At 57.7% G+C, this 15,263-nt stretch carries 13 protein-coding genes; 11 read left to right on the top strand and 2 right to left on the bottom strand.

Annotated elements, in window-relative coordinates; translation table 11 throughout:
• Nucleotides 1–8: 8 nt before the first annotated feature.
• The 3 genes from AB1A64_RS08010 to AB1A64_RS08000 are packed head-to-tail and all read left to right on the top strand — an operon-like array spanning nt 9 to nt 3,426.
• The gene (locus AB1A64_RS08010; RefSeq protein WP_366550923.1) at nt 9–1,043 is read left to right on the top strand and encodes an LLM class flavin-dependent oxidoreductase; all 1,035 of its coding nucleotides are present in this window, start codon (nt 9–11) and stop codon (nt 1,041–1,043) included.
• 8 nt (nt 1,044–1,051) lie between these two features.
• Nucleotides 1,052–2,530, top strand: a complete 1,479-nt coding sequence (locus AB1A64_RS08005; RefSeq protein ID WP_366550922.1) for an aldehyde dehydrogenase — start codon at nt 1,052–1,054, stop codon at nt 2,528–2,530.
• A gap of 29 nt (nt 2,531–2,559) precedes the next feature.
• Nucleotides 2,560–3,426: a DUF1989 domain-containing protein gene (locus AB1A64_RS08000; RefSeq protein WP_366550921.1), complete on the top strand. Its 867-nt coding sequence runs from the start codon at nt 2,560–2,562 to the stop codon at nt 3,424–3,426.
• Here the strand turns inward: AB1A64_RS08000 and argE are convergent.
• On the bottom strand, nt 3,423–4,580 hold the full coding sequence (argE, locus tag AB1A64_RS07995) for an acetylornithine deacetylase (protein ID WP_366550920.1): 1,158 nt from the start codon (nt 4,578–4,580) through the stop codon (nt 3,423–3,425). The genes AB1A64_RS08000 and argE overlap by 4 nt on opposite strands.
• The gene (locus AB1A64_RS07990; RefSeq protein ID WP_366550919.1) at nt 4,577–5,761 is read right to left on the bottom strand and encodes a M24 family metallopeptidase; all 1,185 of its coding nucleotides are present in this window, start codon (nt 5,759–5,761) and stop codon (nt 4,577–4,579) included. The genes argE and AB1A64_RS07990 overlap by 4 nt, the downstream gene beginning before the upstream one ends.
• An 85-nt stretch (nt 5,762–5,846) precedes the next feature.
• Here AB1A64_RS07990 and AB1A64_RS07985 point away from each other — a divergent pair, with 85 nt between their 5' ends.
• The 8 genes from AB1A64_RS07985 to AB1A64_RS07950 all read left to right on the top strand — a co-directional run bounded on the left by AB1A64_RS07985 (nt 5,847) and on the right by AB1A64_RS07950 (nt 15,129).
• A complete protein-coding gene (locus AB1A64_RS07985) occupies nt 5,847–6,890 on the top strand; it encodes a pyridoxal-phosphate dependent enzyme (protein ID WP_366550918.1) in 1,044 nt (347 codons plus the stop codon).
• The gene (locus AB1A64_RS07980) at nt 6,887–8,032 is read left to right on the top strand and encodes a Xaa-Pro peptidase family protein (RefSeq protein ID WP_366550917.1); all 1,146 of its coding nucleotides are present in this window, start codon (nt 6,887–6,889) and stop codon (nt 8,030–8,032) included. Before AB1A64_RS07985 ends, AB1A64_RS07980 begins: the two co-directional genes overlap by 4 nt.
• A complete protein-coding gene (locus tag AB1A64_RS07975; protein WP_366550916.1) occupies nt 8,029–8,739 on the top strand; it encodes an aspartate/glutamate racemase family protein in 711 nt (236 codons plus the stop codon). Before AB1A64_RS07980 ends, AB1A64_RS07975 begins: the two co-directional genes overlap by 4 nt.
• A gap of 147 nt (nt 8,740–8,886) precedes the next feature.
• On the top strand, nt 8,887–9,978 hold the full coding sequence (locus AB1A64_RS07970) for an ABC transporter ATP-binding protein (RefSeq protein WP_366550915.1): 1,092 nt from the start codon (nt 8,887–8,889) through the stop codon (nt 9,976–9,978).
• Nucleotides 9,979–10,088: 110 nt separating this feature from the next.
• Nucleotides 10,089–11,186, top strand: a complete 1,098-nt coding sequence (locus AB1A64_RS07965; RefSeq protein ID WP_366550914.1) for an ABC transporter substrate-binding protein — start codon at nt 10,089–10,091, stop codon at nt 11,184–11,186.
• 70 nt (nt 11,187–11,256) lie between these two features.
• Complete coding sequence (locus AB1A64_RS07960; protein ID WP_366550913.1) at nt 11,257–12,531, top strand: ABC transporter permease; 1,275 nt, start codon at nt 11,257–11,259, stop codon at nt 12,529–12,531.
• A 5-nt stretch (nt 12,532–12,536) separates the two neighbouring features.
• Nucleotides 12,537–13,748, top strand: coding sequence for an ABC transporter permease (locus AB1A64_RS07955; protein WP_366550912.1), 1,212 nt, complete (start codon nt 12,537–12,539; stop codon nt 13,746–13,748).
• Between the two features lie 160 nt (nt 13,749–13,908).
• The gene (locus tag AB1A64_RS07950; RefSeq protein WP_366550911.1) at nt 13,909–15,129 is read left to right on the top strand and encodes an aminopeptidase P family protein; all 1,221 of its coding nucleotides are present in this window, start codon (nt 13,909–13,911) and stop codon (nt 15,127–15,129) included.
• The last annotated feature ends 134 nt before the right edge of the window (nt 15,130–15,263 follow it).

Genomic DNA, 15,263 nt, shown 5'->3' with positions numbered 1-15,263 from the left:
GCCGATTGATGGAATTTTCGCTGTTTGCGCACATGGAGCGCCTGACGCCTGATCAGCCGCATGACGTTCTTTATGACGAATTCGTTGGTTTGGTGAAAATGGCCGATGAGGGCGGTATGCGCGCGGTTTGGACGGGCGAGCATCACGGCATGGAATTCACCATTGCGCCGAACCCGTTCCTGTCACTGGTTGATCTGGCGCATCACACGAAGAATGTACGCCTTGGTACCGGTACGGTAGTCGCGCCATTCTGGCACCCTATTAAGCTGGCCGGTGAGGCCGCAGCAGCGGATCAGATCACCAAGGGCCGGATTGAGTTAGGCATTGCACGCGGGGCCTATTCCTTTGAATACGAACGTCTGATGCCCGGGATGGACGCTTGGGAAGCTGGCCAGCGAATGCGGGAAACCACGCCGTTATTGCCCCAAATCTGGCAGGGGGATTGCGCGCATGATGGCGAGTTCTATTCCTTCCCTGCCACGACCTCGGCCCCGAAGCCGCTGCAGGATGGTGGCCCGCCGATATGGATCGCGGCGCGAGACCCAAACAGCCACGAATTTGGCGTACACAATGGGTTCAACATTCAGGTCACGCCACTGTGGCAGGGGATGGAGGAGATCGAAACGCTGATGGGTCGGTTCAACGATGCCTGCGACAGCTATGCCGGACCCCGCCCCAAGATTATGCTGCTGCATCATACATATGTCGGCAAGGATGAGGATGACGTGGCGCAGGGGATTGAGGATCTGCGGCGCTACTACAATTATTTCGGTGCGTGGTTCCTGAACAAACGCCCGGTCCAGCAGGGCTTGATCGAACCGATCACGCAGGCCGAAATGGACGCCAACCCGATGTATACCACCGATAAGCTGGGCCGCGATCTGACCGTTGGAACCACACAGCAGGTGATTGACCGGATCAAACGATATGAGGATCTGGGTTATGATGAATTTTCGTTCTGGGTCGATAGCGGCATGACCAACGGACGCAAACGCGCCTCTCTGGCGCGGTTCATCGACGACGTCATGCCAGCTTTTCAGTGAGGACCACCATGGGAAATCTTCCGCATTTTCAACTGTTCATTGATGGCGAGTGGTCCGAAGGATCAGACGCTCAGGTCATGACATCAGAGAACCCCGCGACCGGGCAGGGATGGGCCACGTTCGCTTGCGCCTCGGCCGGGGATGTCGATCGCGCTGTTGCGGCTGCCAAACGCGTTCTGGACGATCCGGCGTGGCGGGATATGACGCAGACCGCGCGTGGCAAGCTGTTGTACCGGCTGGCCGATCTGGTGGCTGAACATGCGCCTAAGTTGGGAGAGTTGGAGACAACGGACAGCGGCAAGCTGCTGGCCGAAACCTCGGCACAAACGGGTTATGTTGCGGACTACTACCGCTATTTCGCAGGTCTGGCGGATAAGGTCGAAGGCACGGTGCTGCCCATCGACAAGCCCGATATGCACGTCTTTACAACTCGCGAACCCATTGGAGTTGTCGCGGCCATCGTGCCGTGGAACGCGCAAATGTTTTTGACCGCGACAAAGCTGGGGCCGGCTTTGGCGGCGGGATGCTCAGTTGTTCTAAAAGCCTCGGAAATTGCGCCGGCGCCGATGCTGGAGTTTGCGCGGTTGATTGAACAGGCTGGGTTTCCGCCCGGTGTCGTCTCGGTTATCACGGGCGATGCTGAAAACTGTGCCATTCCACTGACCCGCCACCCGGATATTGACCGGATCGCCTTTACCGGCGGGCCAGAGACCGCGCGGCATGTGGTGCGCAACTCGGCCGAGAACTTTGCTGTCACCTCGTTGGAACTGGGCGGTAAATCCCCAATTTTGGTGTTTGAAGATGCCGATCTGGACGGTGCGGCTAACGGTCTGATCGCTGGAAACTTTGGTGCCTCGGGTCAGAGCTGTGTTGCAGGGACACGGGGGTTGGTGCATCGCTCCATTCTGGAACCGTTGATTGAGCGGATAGAGCAGAAGGCCAGTGATATACGACTGGGTGATCCGCTGCAGGCGGAAACGCATGTGGGGCCGTTGTGTACTGCGGCACAGGTGCGACGGATCGAGGAAACGCTCGCCAAGGCACGCGGGCAGGGCGCGTCGATCCGATTTGGCGGTGAGATCGCGGATCGGCCGGGCAACTATATGAAACCGACCCTAGTGCAGTGCGCCTCACCCGACACGGAGACGTTGAAGGTCGAAATGTTCGGGCCGGTGATGTCTTTGCTTCCGTTTGATACCGAGGATGAGGCGATCGCGCTGGCGAACAGCACGTCCTACGGCTTGGGTTCCGGAGTGTTCACGCAGAATCTCGCGCGGGCGCATAGGGTGTCGAAACGAATCCGGGCGGGGATTTGCTGGGTGAATACATACCGAGCGATCTCACCAATTGCACCCTTTGGAGGGTTTAACCAATCGGGCTATGGGCGTGAGGCCGGGGTTGAGGCGATACTGGACTATACCCGAACAAAAACAACCTGGATCAACACTGCGCAAGAGCCGATGGCGAACCCGTTCATTATGCGCTAAGCCTGTGCCAAAGTATGGGGAGAGCGTTGATGAAACTGGAAAACCCGAACTTCGCGGCACCAACGGATGCAGATGACCGCAAGGCTATCCAGCCGGTCATCTGCTACCCGCCCGAGACGTTGACGCAACCGGACCTGACCGCGTTGGCTAAGCTGCGTCAGGGGGCCGGCAAGACGGCCGAAGTCATCGCTGCCCCACGTGATGCGGCCTGTATCGACGTGCCCGCCGGGGCGTTTGTTCGGGTCTTGTCTGTTGATGGTCCGCAGGTCGGCGATCTGAACATGTGGAACAAGCACGACCTGTCCGAGCGGTTCTATTCCGGCAAAACCCGCGCTCTGCACGGCACCCATCTGTCGACCGGGGATCGCATGTGGTCGAGCTTTCCCAACATGCGCCCGATGGCGACTGTCATCGATGATACGTTGGATTGGTACGGGTTCGACGCGTTCGGCGGCTCGGTTCATGACGTGATCGGCACGCGCTGCGATCCTTATACGGGACGGTTGTTGACCGGCGATGATTACCACTATTGCTGCCATTCCAACCTGACCCGTGCGCTGGCCAGTCATTGCGACTTGCCGTTGTACGAGGCCGAGATGTTAGTGCATGACGTTCTGAACGTGTTCATGTGTACCGGGTTCACCCGAGACACCGGGCAGTATTTCATGAAGGCCAGCCCGGTGCGCCCCGGCGACTATCTTGAGTTCTTCGCCGAGATCGACCTGATCGTCGGTCTTTCAGCCTGTCCCGGAGGGGATTGTTCTTCTGAGCATTCCTCGGACGCTGCCGCCTGCTATCCGCTGGTGATGGAGGTCTATGATCCGGGCGAGGACGCACGCGCAGCGCATGTGCAACCCGCACGCTCGGCCTATGACCGCAAGCACGGGACTGATTAAGCGATCAGGCGGCGGCCCAAGCGGTTCAGCATTCGGCAGCAAAGATCAAGTTGTTCGATTTCGACATACTCATCCGCCTTGTGCGCTTGGGTGATCGAGCCCGGCCCGCAGACAATGGCGTGCACGCCCAGTTGCTGAAACAGACCGGCCTCGGTGGCGAAGGCGACGACGCCGGTGCCATTGGCGCCGGTCAGTTCGGCCACCAGCTCGCGCGCGGCGTTTTCGTCCATGGCCTCAAGCCCTTCGACCTCGGCCACCGCTTCCTGTGTGATGCTCGCGTCGGGGTGGACGGCCTGCATTTCGGGCAACAAGCTGTATTTGACGTAATCCGATAGGGTGTTTCTGACCAATTCGGCGTCGCTGGATTGCACCGGGCGCATTTCCCACGCGACCTCGGCTTTGCTGGCGATGACGTTATGGGCGACCCCGCCTGAGATGCGCCCGACATTGACCGTGGTCCAAGGCGGCTCAAACAGGCTGCCCTTTGGCGCTCGCGATTTCAGGATATGACGCAGTTCCAGCAGCTTAGCGATATAGCGCGCCGCGTATTCTGCCGCGTTGACGCCGTCATCAGGGGCCGAACTATGCCCTTCAAGCCCGACGAAACTGGTGGTGTATTCAAAGCAACCTTTGTGTCCCTCGATCACGCGCATCTCGGTCGGTTCGCCGATGATGGCAATGTCTGGCACGATGCCGCGCTCGGATAGGTCACTGACAAGGTTCTGCGCGCCCAGACAGCCGGTTTCTTCGTCATAGGTAAAGGCGAAATGCAACGGTTGGGTCAGTTTGCTTACATCCAGCGTTTCGGCAAATGCCAGCGCGGCGGCAATAAACCCTTTCATGTCACAGGTGCCGCGACCATAGAGTTTGCCGTCTCTCTTGGTCATCTCAAACGGGTTCGTGGCCCAGTCCTGATCAGCCACCGGCACCACATCCGTGTGACCTGACAGCAGGATGCCGCCCGCCATATCCGGGCCAAGCGTGGCAAAGACATTGGCCTTTTTCCCGGTCGCGTCCCGCGTTTCAATACAGCGCGCGCCCAAAGCCTCAAGGTGGTCGGTCAGATAGCGGATAATCTCAAGGTTGCTGTCAGCGGATACCGTTTCAAAGGCGATCAGGTCGGCAAGGATTTCCGTGGTTCTCAGTAGGGTCATGGCTTTACGAACAGCTTTCGGGGCCGGTTGCAAAAGCATTCTGCGGGTCCGGTTTCGGTAATCAGAATCGACTCGGTGATTTCAAGCCCCCAGTCGTCCATCCAGAGGCCGGGCATAAAGTGGAAGGTCATTCCGGGTTCCAGAACGGTCTCATCCTCGGGGCGCAATGAGATGGTGCGCTCGCCCCAATCCGGCGGATAGCTGAGGCCAATCGGATAGCCACATCGCGCACCGCGTTCGATTCCGGCACGTTCCAATGGGGCGGCCAGGGCCAGCGCAATATCGCGGGCCTGATTGCCCGCGCGGGCGGCGTCTAGTCCAGCCTCAAGCCCTTCGACCAGCGCCGCCTCGGCCCGCAACAGGTATTCCGGCGGCTGACCCAGAAAGACCGACCTGCAAAAGGGGATGTGATAGCGGCGGTAGCAACCGGATAGCTCAAAGAACGTACACTCGCCGGATTTGAAAGGTGCGCCGTCCCATGTCAGGTGCGGGGCGGCAGCATCCGAGCCCGAAGGCAGCAGCGGCACGATGGCGGCATAGTCCCCCCAATCCTCGCCCACACCCAGGATCGCATCGTGGTAAATCTGCGCGACCAGTTCGTTCTTACGCAGGCCGGGTTCGATCCGGTCAATGACGCCGTCGATAACGTGTTCTGAGATACGCGCGGCCTTGCGCATCAGGGCAATCTCTTCATCGGATTTCACTGCGCGTTGCCAGTTCACCAGCCCGTTCGCGTCAACCAAATCGGCCTGCGGCAGTTCGGCCATCAAGGTGAGATGCGCCTTGGCCGAATAATAGTAGTTATCCAATTCGACGCCGATCTTGCTGGCAGTAAGCCCACAGTCGCGGATCAATGCTGCGAGATCTTGCATGGGATGGCGGACGGTCGATTGCACATAGTGGTCCGCATATCCGTGAATTCGGTCGTCTTTCATCCAGACCGTGCGCCGCGCGCCGTTGGCATCCTGGTTACGGCCCCACCAGACCGGGTCCTGATGATGCATCACCAGAACGCCTTGATGGACGTAAAAAGACCAACCCTCATACCCCGTCAGCCACGCCATGTTGGACGGATCTTCGATAAACAAAGCGTCCAGCCCGGCTGCGGCCATGGCGGCGCGCGTCTTTGCCAGCCGACGGTCGTATTCAGATGGGCTGAAGGCCGGGTTGGCGTGGGCCATGAGGTCCTCCTGTGGTGGTCGAGTTTTGTTGACAGAACTTGACGAATCCGATCACGTCAATGGGCAACTCAGGAAAGACGCTCAATTGAAAATCACATCCAACCCTCATCGCGGCGGCCAGAAACTGATCGAAGCCGCACCGTACCCTTCGACCAACGTTGCGCGCGCGTCAGAATTGATCGCCCGCTGCCTGTCGGACAAAGAAACGCCTCTGACCGAAGTGAAGGGGTTGGCCGATGTCGCACACCTGTGGGCAAAGGATGAACGCGGTCGGATGGATTTGGGGTCGTTCAAAGCCTTGGGCGCGGCCTATGTCATTGCACGCCATGCGGCGGATATCGCGGAAAACCCGGACGCCTCGACACTGGCGGGTCGGACCTATGTCACCGCCAGCGCAGGCAATCACGGCCTAAGCGTCGCGTCGGGTGCGCGCCGTTTCGGGGCCAATTCTGTCGTCTACATCGCAGATACCGTACCCGAAAGTTTTGCCGAACGCCTGCGCGCTCAGGGTGCTGATGTTGTGCGCGAGGGCGTGGACTATGCCGCCAGCATGGAGGCCGCGAGTAAAGCTGCGCAGGATAACGGATGGATATTGCTGTCGGACAGTTCGTGGGAGGGGTATTACGAGCTGCCGCATACTCTGATGGAAGGGTATTTGCAGATGGCCGCCGAAGCTGTGCGCCAATGCCCGCAAGTGCCGACCCATATCATGCTTCAGGCCGGTGTTGGTGGTTTGGCCGGAGCGGCCGCAGCCTATATGAGGACGGCTTGGGGGCAAGAACCGCAGATCATCGTGGTCGAACCTAATGCAGCTCCGGCCTTGCAAGCCAGTATTGAGGCCGGGGCCTGCGTGTTTGCCGATGGCCCGGACAGCGTCATGGGACGTCTCGATTGCAAGGAACCATCTCTGATTGCCCTGAATGGATTGGCCCGGGATGCCGACAGTTTCCTGACCCTGACCGATGAGCAGGTGACTGAACATCTTCCCGCAATGGCCGATACTGGCATCGCTACGACGGCGTCGGGCGGGGCAGGGGTTGCCGCCGTGATGAATGCGGATGCGAGGGCGGGTCTGGGCATCGGTCCAGATGCTCGTGTGCTGTGCATTATCTCCGAGATTGCCGAATGAGGGGCTTTGAAGCGTCCGAATTCCAGTCTCGGACCGAACGTGCGCAACATCGGATGGCGCGAGAGGGGCTAACGGCGCTGTTGCTGACCACAGAACCCGAGGTTCGCTATTTTACAGGGTATCTGACCCGGTTCTGGGAAAGCCCGACGCGCCCATGGTTCCTGATCGTGCCCGCAACTGGCAAACCGATCGCCGTCATCCCATCGATTGGGGCGGCATTGATGGCGACAACCTGGATCGAAGACATCCGCACCTGGAGCGCACCGGACTTGACCGACGATGGTATCAGCCTGCTGACCGACGCCTTGTGCGAGATCTGCCCTGCAGATGCGGTAATCGGTTCGCCGGACGGGCATGAGACCCATGTTCGCATGCCTCTGGCCGATCTTAACAGGTTGCAAGATAGCTTGGGTTCCCGTCGTCTGGGCAGCGACTGCGGTATTCTCCGCGCGCTGCGGATGGTGAAATCCGATGCAGAGATCGCCAAGATCGAAACCGCCTGCGCAATCGGGGGCAGGGCCTTTCAACGCGTGCCCGAAATCGCCGGTGCTGGTGTTGCTCTGGACGAGGTGTTTCGCCGTTTCCAGATGCTGTGCCTTGAAGAAGGCGCGGATTGGGTGCCGTATCTTGCTGGCGGGGCCGAGCAGGGCGGGTACGCCGATGTGATCTCTCCAGCCCGTTCAGCCGCGTTGGTTCCGGGCGATATTCTGATGCTGGACACGGGCTTGGTGTGGGACGGGTATTTTTGCGATTATGACCGCAATTGGTCGATCGGGCAGGCAACCATGCAGGTGCGCGACGCTTATGCCACGTTGATCGAAGCATCTGACGCGGGGTTCGAAGCCGCACGCCCAGGCGCGACAGCAGCTGATCTGTTCCACGCAATGAACGCGATCTTGTCCCGAAACAGCGAATACACCGGAGCAGGGAGGTTGGGACATGGCCTTGGCATGTCGCTGACGGAATGGCCCTCACTGATCCCGTCGGATCACACGGTATTGGAACCCGGTATGGTCCTGACATTGGAGCCTGGTATCGCCGTAGGCGACAAAATCCTGGTTCACGAAGAAAATATCGTCATTACCGAAGGCGCACCGCGTTTTATCAGCCCAAGAGTCGGCCCGGAGTTGCCCCAGATATGAGTTATCTTCCCTATACGTTGGATGCGGATGATCCAGCTGCCTCACCAATGGGCCTAATCGTTTTGCAAACGGATGAGACCATAGAGCCCGAGTTCAATGCCTATTTCGCCGATCGAACCTGTCCGATCTATGTCTCGCGTATTCCAAGTGGGACAGAGGTTACGACCGATACCTTGGCGCAAATGGAAAGGGCTTTGCCCGCAGCGGCGGATTTGCTGCCGAAAATCCGCCCCTACAAGGTGGTTGGATATGGATGCACATCCGCCAGTTCGGTCATCGGGTCCGAGCAGGTCGAGCGTATGGTGCAAGAGACCTGCAATACAGCCGTGGTCACAAATCCGTTGCGTGCTGCATCAGCCTGTGCGGCGCATTTGGGGGTCTCAAAATTCGCTCTGTTGTCGCCATATATCGAAGATGTTAACGAACCGTTACGTCGGGCATTCGCCGAAAATGGGGTATCAATGGATGTTTTCGGCTCGTTTGGAGAGGCCGAAGAATCGAAAGTTGTGCGCATTTCCCGGCGCTCGGTGGTTGATGCAGCGCTCAAGCTTGGGGCTGATTCTTCGGTTGAAGCTATTTTTCTAAGCTGCACGAATCTAAGAACTTTTGATGCAATCCCAGAGATTCAGGAACGCTTGGGAAAACCGGTTTTGTCCAGCAATCAAAGCCTTGCATGGCATATGCGGGAACTGAACTTGGCCGAATGACAGCCCGGATGCTTTTGAAAATAGTCGGGCTGCCGAAAAATTTTGGGTTGCGTGGCGCGCCTTGCATGGCCTTAAATGTCCCCAATGGTCTTTGAGATCCGGATAAACCGGGCAACCAACAGACCGCACAGGGAGCCAAGTCGGTATATGTCCAATGACGCTGCGTTCGTCGAATTTCAACGTGTCCAAAAGTCGTATGATGGTGAAATACTCGTTGTAAAAGATCTAAACCTCTCATTGCCAAAAGGTGAGTTTCTGACAATGTTGGGCCCGTCAGGGTCCGGTAAGACAACTTGTCTGATGATGCTGGCAGGGTTTGAAACCGCCACGCATGGCGAGATCATGTTAGACGGGAAACCGATCAACAATATCCCCCCGCATAAACGTGGCATCGGGATGGTTTTCCAGAACTATGCCCTGTTTCCGCACATGACCGTGGCCGAAAACCTGTCCTTTCCTTTGGAAGTGCGGAAAATGGGCAAGGATCAGCGCGAGGAAAAGGTCAAACGCGCGCTGGATATGGTTCAGATGGGGGCCTTTGGCAGCCGCCGCCCGGCGCAGCTTTCGGGTGGTCAGCAACAGCGTATCGCCTTGGCGCGGGCGCTGGTCTTCGAACCGGAACTGGTGCTGATGGACGAACCGCTGGGCGCGCTGGACAAACAGCTGCGCGAACATATGCAGTTTGAAATCACCCGACTGGCGCATGAGCTTGGGATCACCACGGTTTATGTGACACACGACCAGACCGAAGCTTTGACGATGTCGGACCGTGTCGCGGTGTTTGACGATGGGCGCATTCAGCAATTGGCCCCACCTGATCTTCTGTACGAAGAACCCGAAAATAGCTTCGTTGCGCAGTTTATTGGCGAAAACAATACGTTGGAAGGCGTTATTAAATCCATCGACGGCGATTCCTGCGTAGTTGCGCTGGACGATGGGTCCGAGATTGATGCAAAGCCGGTGAACGTCCACAACCCAGGTGATCGGACCAAGGTTTCCATCCGTCCCGAACGGGTCGAGTTCAACAAAGACCGTCTGCACGCAGATGCGCATACGCTGAAGGCAACGGTCAAAGAATTCATCTATATGGGCGACGTGTTCCGTTTCCGTCTGTCTGTTGCGGGGAACGACGATTTCATCATCAAAACCCGGAACGCGCCGGATGCGGTAAAACTGCAGCCGGGCCAAGAGGTCGAAATCGGCTGGCTAGCCCATGACTGCCGGGCGCTGGACGCCTGAGCAGGGAAATACCCGCGCGCTCTGCCCGGACGCGCGGGGTATCAGATGATCAGGCACCCCGTGACCTGATCTGAAAAGCTAAAATTAACGGGAATAACAGGGAGTTAACAATGAAAGTTACCAAAACCACTCTACTGGCGAGTGCGGTTGCCGCAATTGCTGGTGGCGCTATGGCCGAAGAGATGACAATCGTCTCGTGGGGCGGAGCGTATTCCAAATCGCAGCTGAAAGCGTATCACGAACCCTATTCGGAAAAGACCGGTGTTACCATTCTGAATGATGACAGCTCGCCCGAAGGTGTTGCCAAGCTGCGCGCCATGAACGAGGCGGGCAACGTCACGTGGGACGTTGTTGATCTTGAAGCCGCTGACAATATCCGCGCATGCGACGAAGGCCTGATTATTGAAATCGACCCCGACGTGCATCTGGCCCCTGCGCCTGATGGAACACCAGCGTCTGAGGACTTTGGCGATCAGCTTGTCTCGCCTTGCTACATCCCGACGATCGTGTACTCGACAACCTTCGGCTATCGCACCGATATGGTGCCTGAAGGCGTAGACGCCCCGACTGGAGCATGTGACGTATTCGACCTCGAGAAGTATCCTGGCAAACGCGCGCTCAACAAACGCCCAATCGCCAATATGGAATGGGCTCTGCTTTGTGATGGCGTAGCCTACGAAGACGTATACGACACGCTTGAAACAGAAGAGGGTATTGAACGTGCGCTGGCCAAGCTGGACACGATCAAGGACCAGACGATCTGGTGGTCGGCCGCGGCCGAGCCGGTTCAGCTTTTGGCTGATGGCGAAATCTTTATGGGGTCCACCTACAACGGCCGTCTGTTCTCGATGATTGTCGAGCAGAATCAGCCTGTTGGCATGGCTTGGGACTGGCAGATGTTCGATCTGGACGGCTGGGCGATCCCAGCTGGTCTGAGCCCTGAGCGCGAGGCACGGGCCTTGGACTACATCCGGTTCTCGTCCGATACGCAGCGTCTGGCGGATCAGGCAAAATACATCTCGTATGGTCCGGCACGTAAATCCTCGGCGCCTCTGGTCGATAAGCACGCCGATCTGGGTATCGACATGGCACCGCACATGCCGACCGATCCACGCAATGCGAAAAACACATTTGTGAACAACTACGAATGGTGGGCTGACTACCGCGATGATCTGGACGCACGTTTCCAGGCCTGGCTGTCTCAGTAACCGTTCAAGTTCAAAAAACCAGTCAGGGGGCAGTTCGCTGCCCCTTGACCCATAAAATCAAGGGGCACTGATGACAGACGTAAGCCAAAACGCAGGACCGATGCTGGCCGCGGACGGAACGCCGCTCAAGCAATCTCTGGCACGTTCACTACGACGGCAAAAGCTGCGCGCTCTGTTATTGATTGCGCCCCTTCTTCTGTTCGTTCTGTTCTCTTTCATAATTCCGATTGCGTCGATGCTGTTCCGCTCGGTGGAAAACAGCATCGTGGAAAGAACGCTGCCTCTGACGGTCGTGGCGTTGGAAAGTTGGGATGAAAAAAGCGGCGAACTGCCGGACGAGGCCGTCTATGACGCCTTTGTCAATGACATGATCATTGCGGTTGCTGAAAAGAAACACACCCGGTTGGGATCACGGTTGAACTACGAAGAACCGGGCATCTCGTCCCTGTTCCGTAAAACCGGTCGGAAGATCCGCAAATGGGACCCCGAAGCGGATGCCCCGTTCAAAGAAAAGCTTATTGACGCGGACAAGGGGTGGGGGGACGTTGAGAACTGGCGCGTGATCAAGACCCATTCCCGAAACGTGACCCCCGGTTATTTTCTTGCCGCCGTCGATCTGAGGCTGACGCCTGACGGCGTGGCTGCGCAGCCGGAAGACAAGCAGATACTTGTAAAGCTGTTTGGCCGTACCCTGTTCATGTCCCTGATCATCACTGGGTCCTGTATCCTGCTGGCTTATCCGGTTTCCTATCTGTTGGCGAATTTGCCGATGCGTGTTTCGAACATGCTGATGATCCTGGTGCTGTTGCCCTTCTGGACATCACTGTTGGTGCGGACTTCGGCATGGAAAGTGATGCTGCAACAACAAGGCGTCATTAACGAAACTCTGGTTTGGCTTGGGTTGGTCGCAGACGATGCGCGACTTGTAATTATCAACAACCAGATCGGTACAATCGTCGCGATGACGCATATCTTGCTGCCGTTCATGATCCTGCCAATGTATTCGGTGATGCAGACGATCCCGCCGTCTTACACCCGTGCGGCCAAGTCGATGGGGGCCACGAACTGGACCACCTTCTGGAGGATTTACTTCCCCCAATCCGTTCCGGGAATTGGGGCTGGGTCGATCCTCGTGTTCATTCTGGCCATCGGCTACTACATCACGCCCGAGATCGTGGGTGGCACCAAAGGTGTATTCATTTCGAACCGGATTGCGTATCACATTTCGTCCTCGTTGAACTGGGGACTGGCTGCGGCGTTGGGTACGATCCTGCTTGCGGTCGTTATGCTTCTGTACTGGTGCTACGACAAGATCGTAGGCATCGATAACGTGAAACTGGGATAAATATCATGGCAGCACTTACACCAATATCCCGCAAGCCGTTGTCGATGGTTCTGCCCACAGTAGCCGCCGCCGGAGGTTTCCTCGGCATGTTCGTCGGGGCCGGGCAGGGCAGTGTCCTGCTGGGCATCCTGATAGGCGCCGCGCTCATGGCGGCGCTGGCCTGGGTCTATATCACGGTGCTGGATAACGAACGCGTTGCGCGCTGGATCACCATTCTTGGGCTGGGTGTGGTCGGTTTACTGTTCGCCGGGTTCACGGGACTGATCGTTGGCTTACTGGCCGGTTGGTTCTTTGCCTTCTTCATCTTCTGGCTGTACGAGGGGCGCTATAGGCAAAGGCTGCTGCCCTATTTGACTGGCCAGCAGGTGTTCGGACATTACCTGTTTCGGGTTATCTGTGGCGCAATCTTCGTGTTCCTGATCACGCCCATCCTTGTGGTTCTGCCACTGTCGTTCAACGCGCAGGATTTCTTTACCTTCACGCCTGAGATGCTGCGTTTGGACCCCGAAGGCTACTCGCTGAAGCACTACCGTGATTTCTTCACCAACAATGAATGGCAGCGCAGCTTCAAAAACTCGCTGATTATCGCGCCAATCGCGACTGTCATTTCGGTTTCACTGGGGACGTTGGCAGCGATTGGTCTCAGCCAGTCGCACGTGCCAGGTCGTCGGGCGATCATGGGTATCCTGATCTCGCCCATGATTGTGCCGCTGATCATTTCGGCTACGGGTATGTTCTTTTTCTACAGCGACATCGGTCGTTTCATGGAAGGAACATTGGGCATGGACAAGAACTTTGTCGGATACATCAAAGTTGTTCTGGCGCATGCGGTTCTGGGTATTCCGTTCGTTATCATTACGGTGACAGCGACGTTGGTCGGGTTTGACCGATCCCTGACGCGGGCCGCGGCGAATATGGGGGCAGGGCCAGTACGGACCTTCTTCAAAATTCAGATGCCGTTGATCTTGCCCGGCGTAATCTCGGGTGGTTTGTTTGCCTTTATCACGTCGTTTGACGAGGTTGTGGTGGTTCTATTCGTCGGTTCAGCCAGTCAGAAAACGTTGCCCTGGCAGATGTTCACTGGCCTGCGTGAGCAGATCAGCCCGACCATTCTGGCGGTTGCGACCATTCTTGTGGTGATTTCGATTGCGCTGCTGACCACGGTCGAACTGCTGCGGCGTCGGTCTGAGCGCTTGCGGGGTCTCAGCCCGGCTTGACGCGACTCGAAAGCTGATTTAGCGATTTCACCATGCACCTCGGTCACGATGGCGTCGTGACGCAACGCGGGGCGCATGGCTCTCGGTTCCCGAGGCCGCTTGTCCTGAACGCCGGGACTTGTGGCCGGGCTTTGCCTGTCCGGCATTGAGGAGAGAGATGATGAAAGACCTGATCAATCGCCCCGAGTTCTTCACCAGCCATAACGGTGACAAAGCCCCGCTGCCGTTTAGCAAGGCAGAATATGACCGGCGTCTGGCCAGCCTTCGAGCGACGATGGCGGCGCGTGATATCCCAGCGGTGCTGCTGACATCGATGCACAACATTGCCTATTACTCGGGCTTTTTATATTGCGCCTTTGGGCGCCCCTATGGCTGTGTTGTGACCCAGGACAGCTGCACTACGGTTTCGGCGAATATTGACGCGGGCCAGCCTTGGCGGCGCTCGGTCGAAGAGAATGTGATTTATACCGATTGGCAGCGGAACAACTATTGGCGCGCTGTGGCCAGCCTGATTGGGTCTGTGGGCCGGATCGGTATCGAGGGTGATCACATGACACTGGCGATGCGCGATACGGCGTTGGACATGCTGGGTGTGCCGGAACTGGTCGATATCGCACCGGATACGATGGCTGCGCGCATGGTGAAATCCGCGGAAGAGATCGAGCTGATCAAAGGTGGTGCGCGTACGGCTGATGTCGGTGGCGCGGCAATCCACGCCGCGATCCGCGAAGGCGCGACCGAGATTGAGATCGCCATGGCCGGTCGTGATGCGATGGAGGCTGAGATTGCGCGCGCCTATCCAGACGCCGAATATCGCGACACGTGGGTTTGGTTCCAGTCCGGTCTGAATACCGATGGGGCGCATAACCCGGTCACAAAACGGGCGCTGCAAAAGGGCGATATCCTGTCGCTGAACACGTTCCCGATGATCTCGGGCTATTACACTGCGCTGGAACGCACCCTGTTCCTGGGGGAACCCGACGCCGAAAGCCTGCGCATCTGGAAGGCGAATGTCGCCGCGCATGAGCTGGGCCTGAGCCTGATCAAACCCGGCGCGACCTGCTCTGGCATCTGTGAAGAGATCAACCGGTTCTTTGCTGACGAAGGTTTGCTGCAATACCGCTCGTTCGGCTATGGCCATTCCTTCGGCATTCTCAGCCACTATTACGGTCGCGAGGCCGGGCTTGAGCTGCGTGAAGACATCGACACGGTTCTGGAGCCGGGCATGGTTGTATCCATCGAGCCGATGCTGTGGATACCCGAAGGCCAGAAAGGTGCTGGCGGGTATCGCGAGCATGACATTCTGGTGGTCGAGGAATCTGGTGCCGAGAACATCACCGGCTTCCCCTATGGCCCTGAACACAACACGATCAGCGCTTGATCGGATCAGCAGGAAGGGCGATCAGCCCTTCCTGCCTTACGTTGCAAACAATGGGCAGCGCAGTCATACTCTGGTGGGGTTGATTGTCCGGCTCAGCGGTGTGTATCTGACGACAGTGTTTGAAAGGATGCGCC

Source organism: Ruegeria sp. ANG10 (assembly GCF_040705255.1).
Taxonomy (GTDB): Bacteria; Pseudomonadota; Alphaproteobacteria; order Rhodobacterales; family Rhodobacteraceae; genus Ruegeria.
The sequence above is the reverse complement of the archived record's forward strand: the minus strand, read 5'-3'. Positions and strand labels throughout refer to the sequence as shown.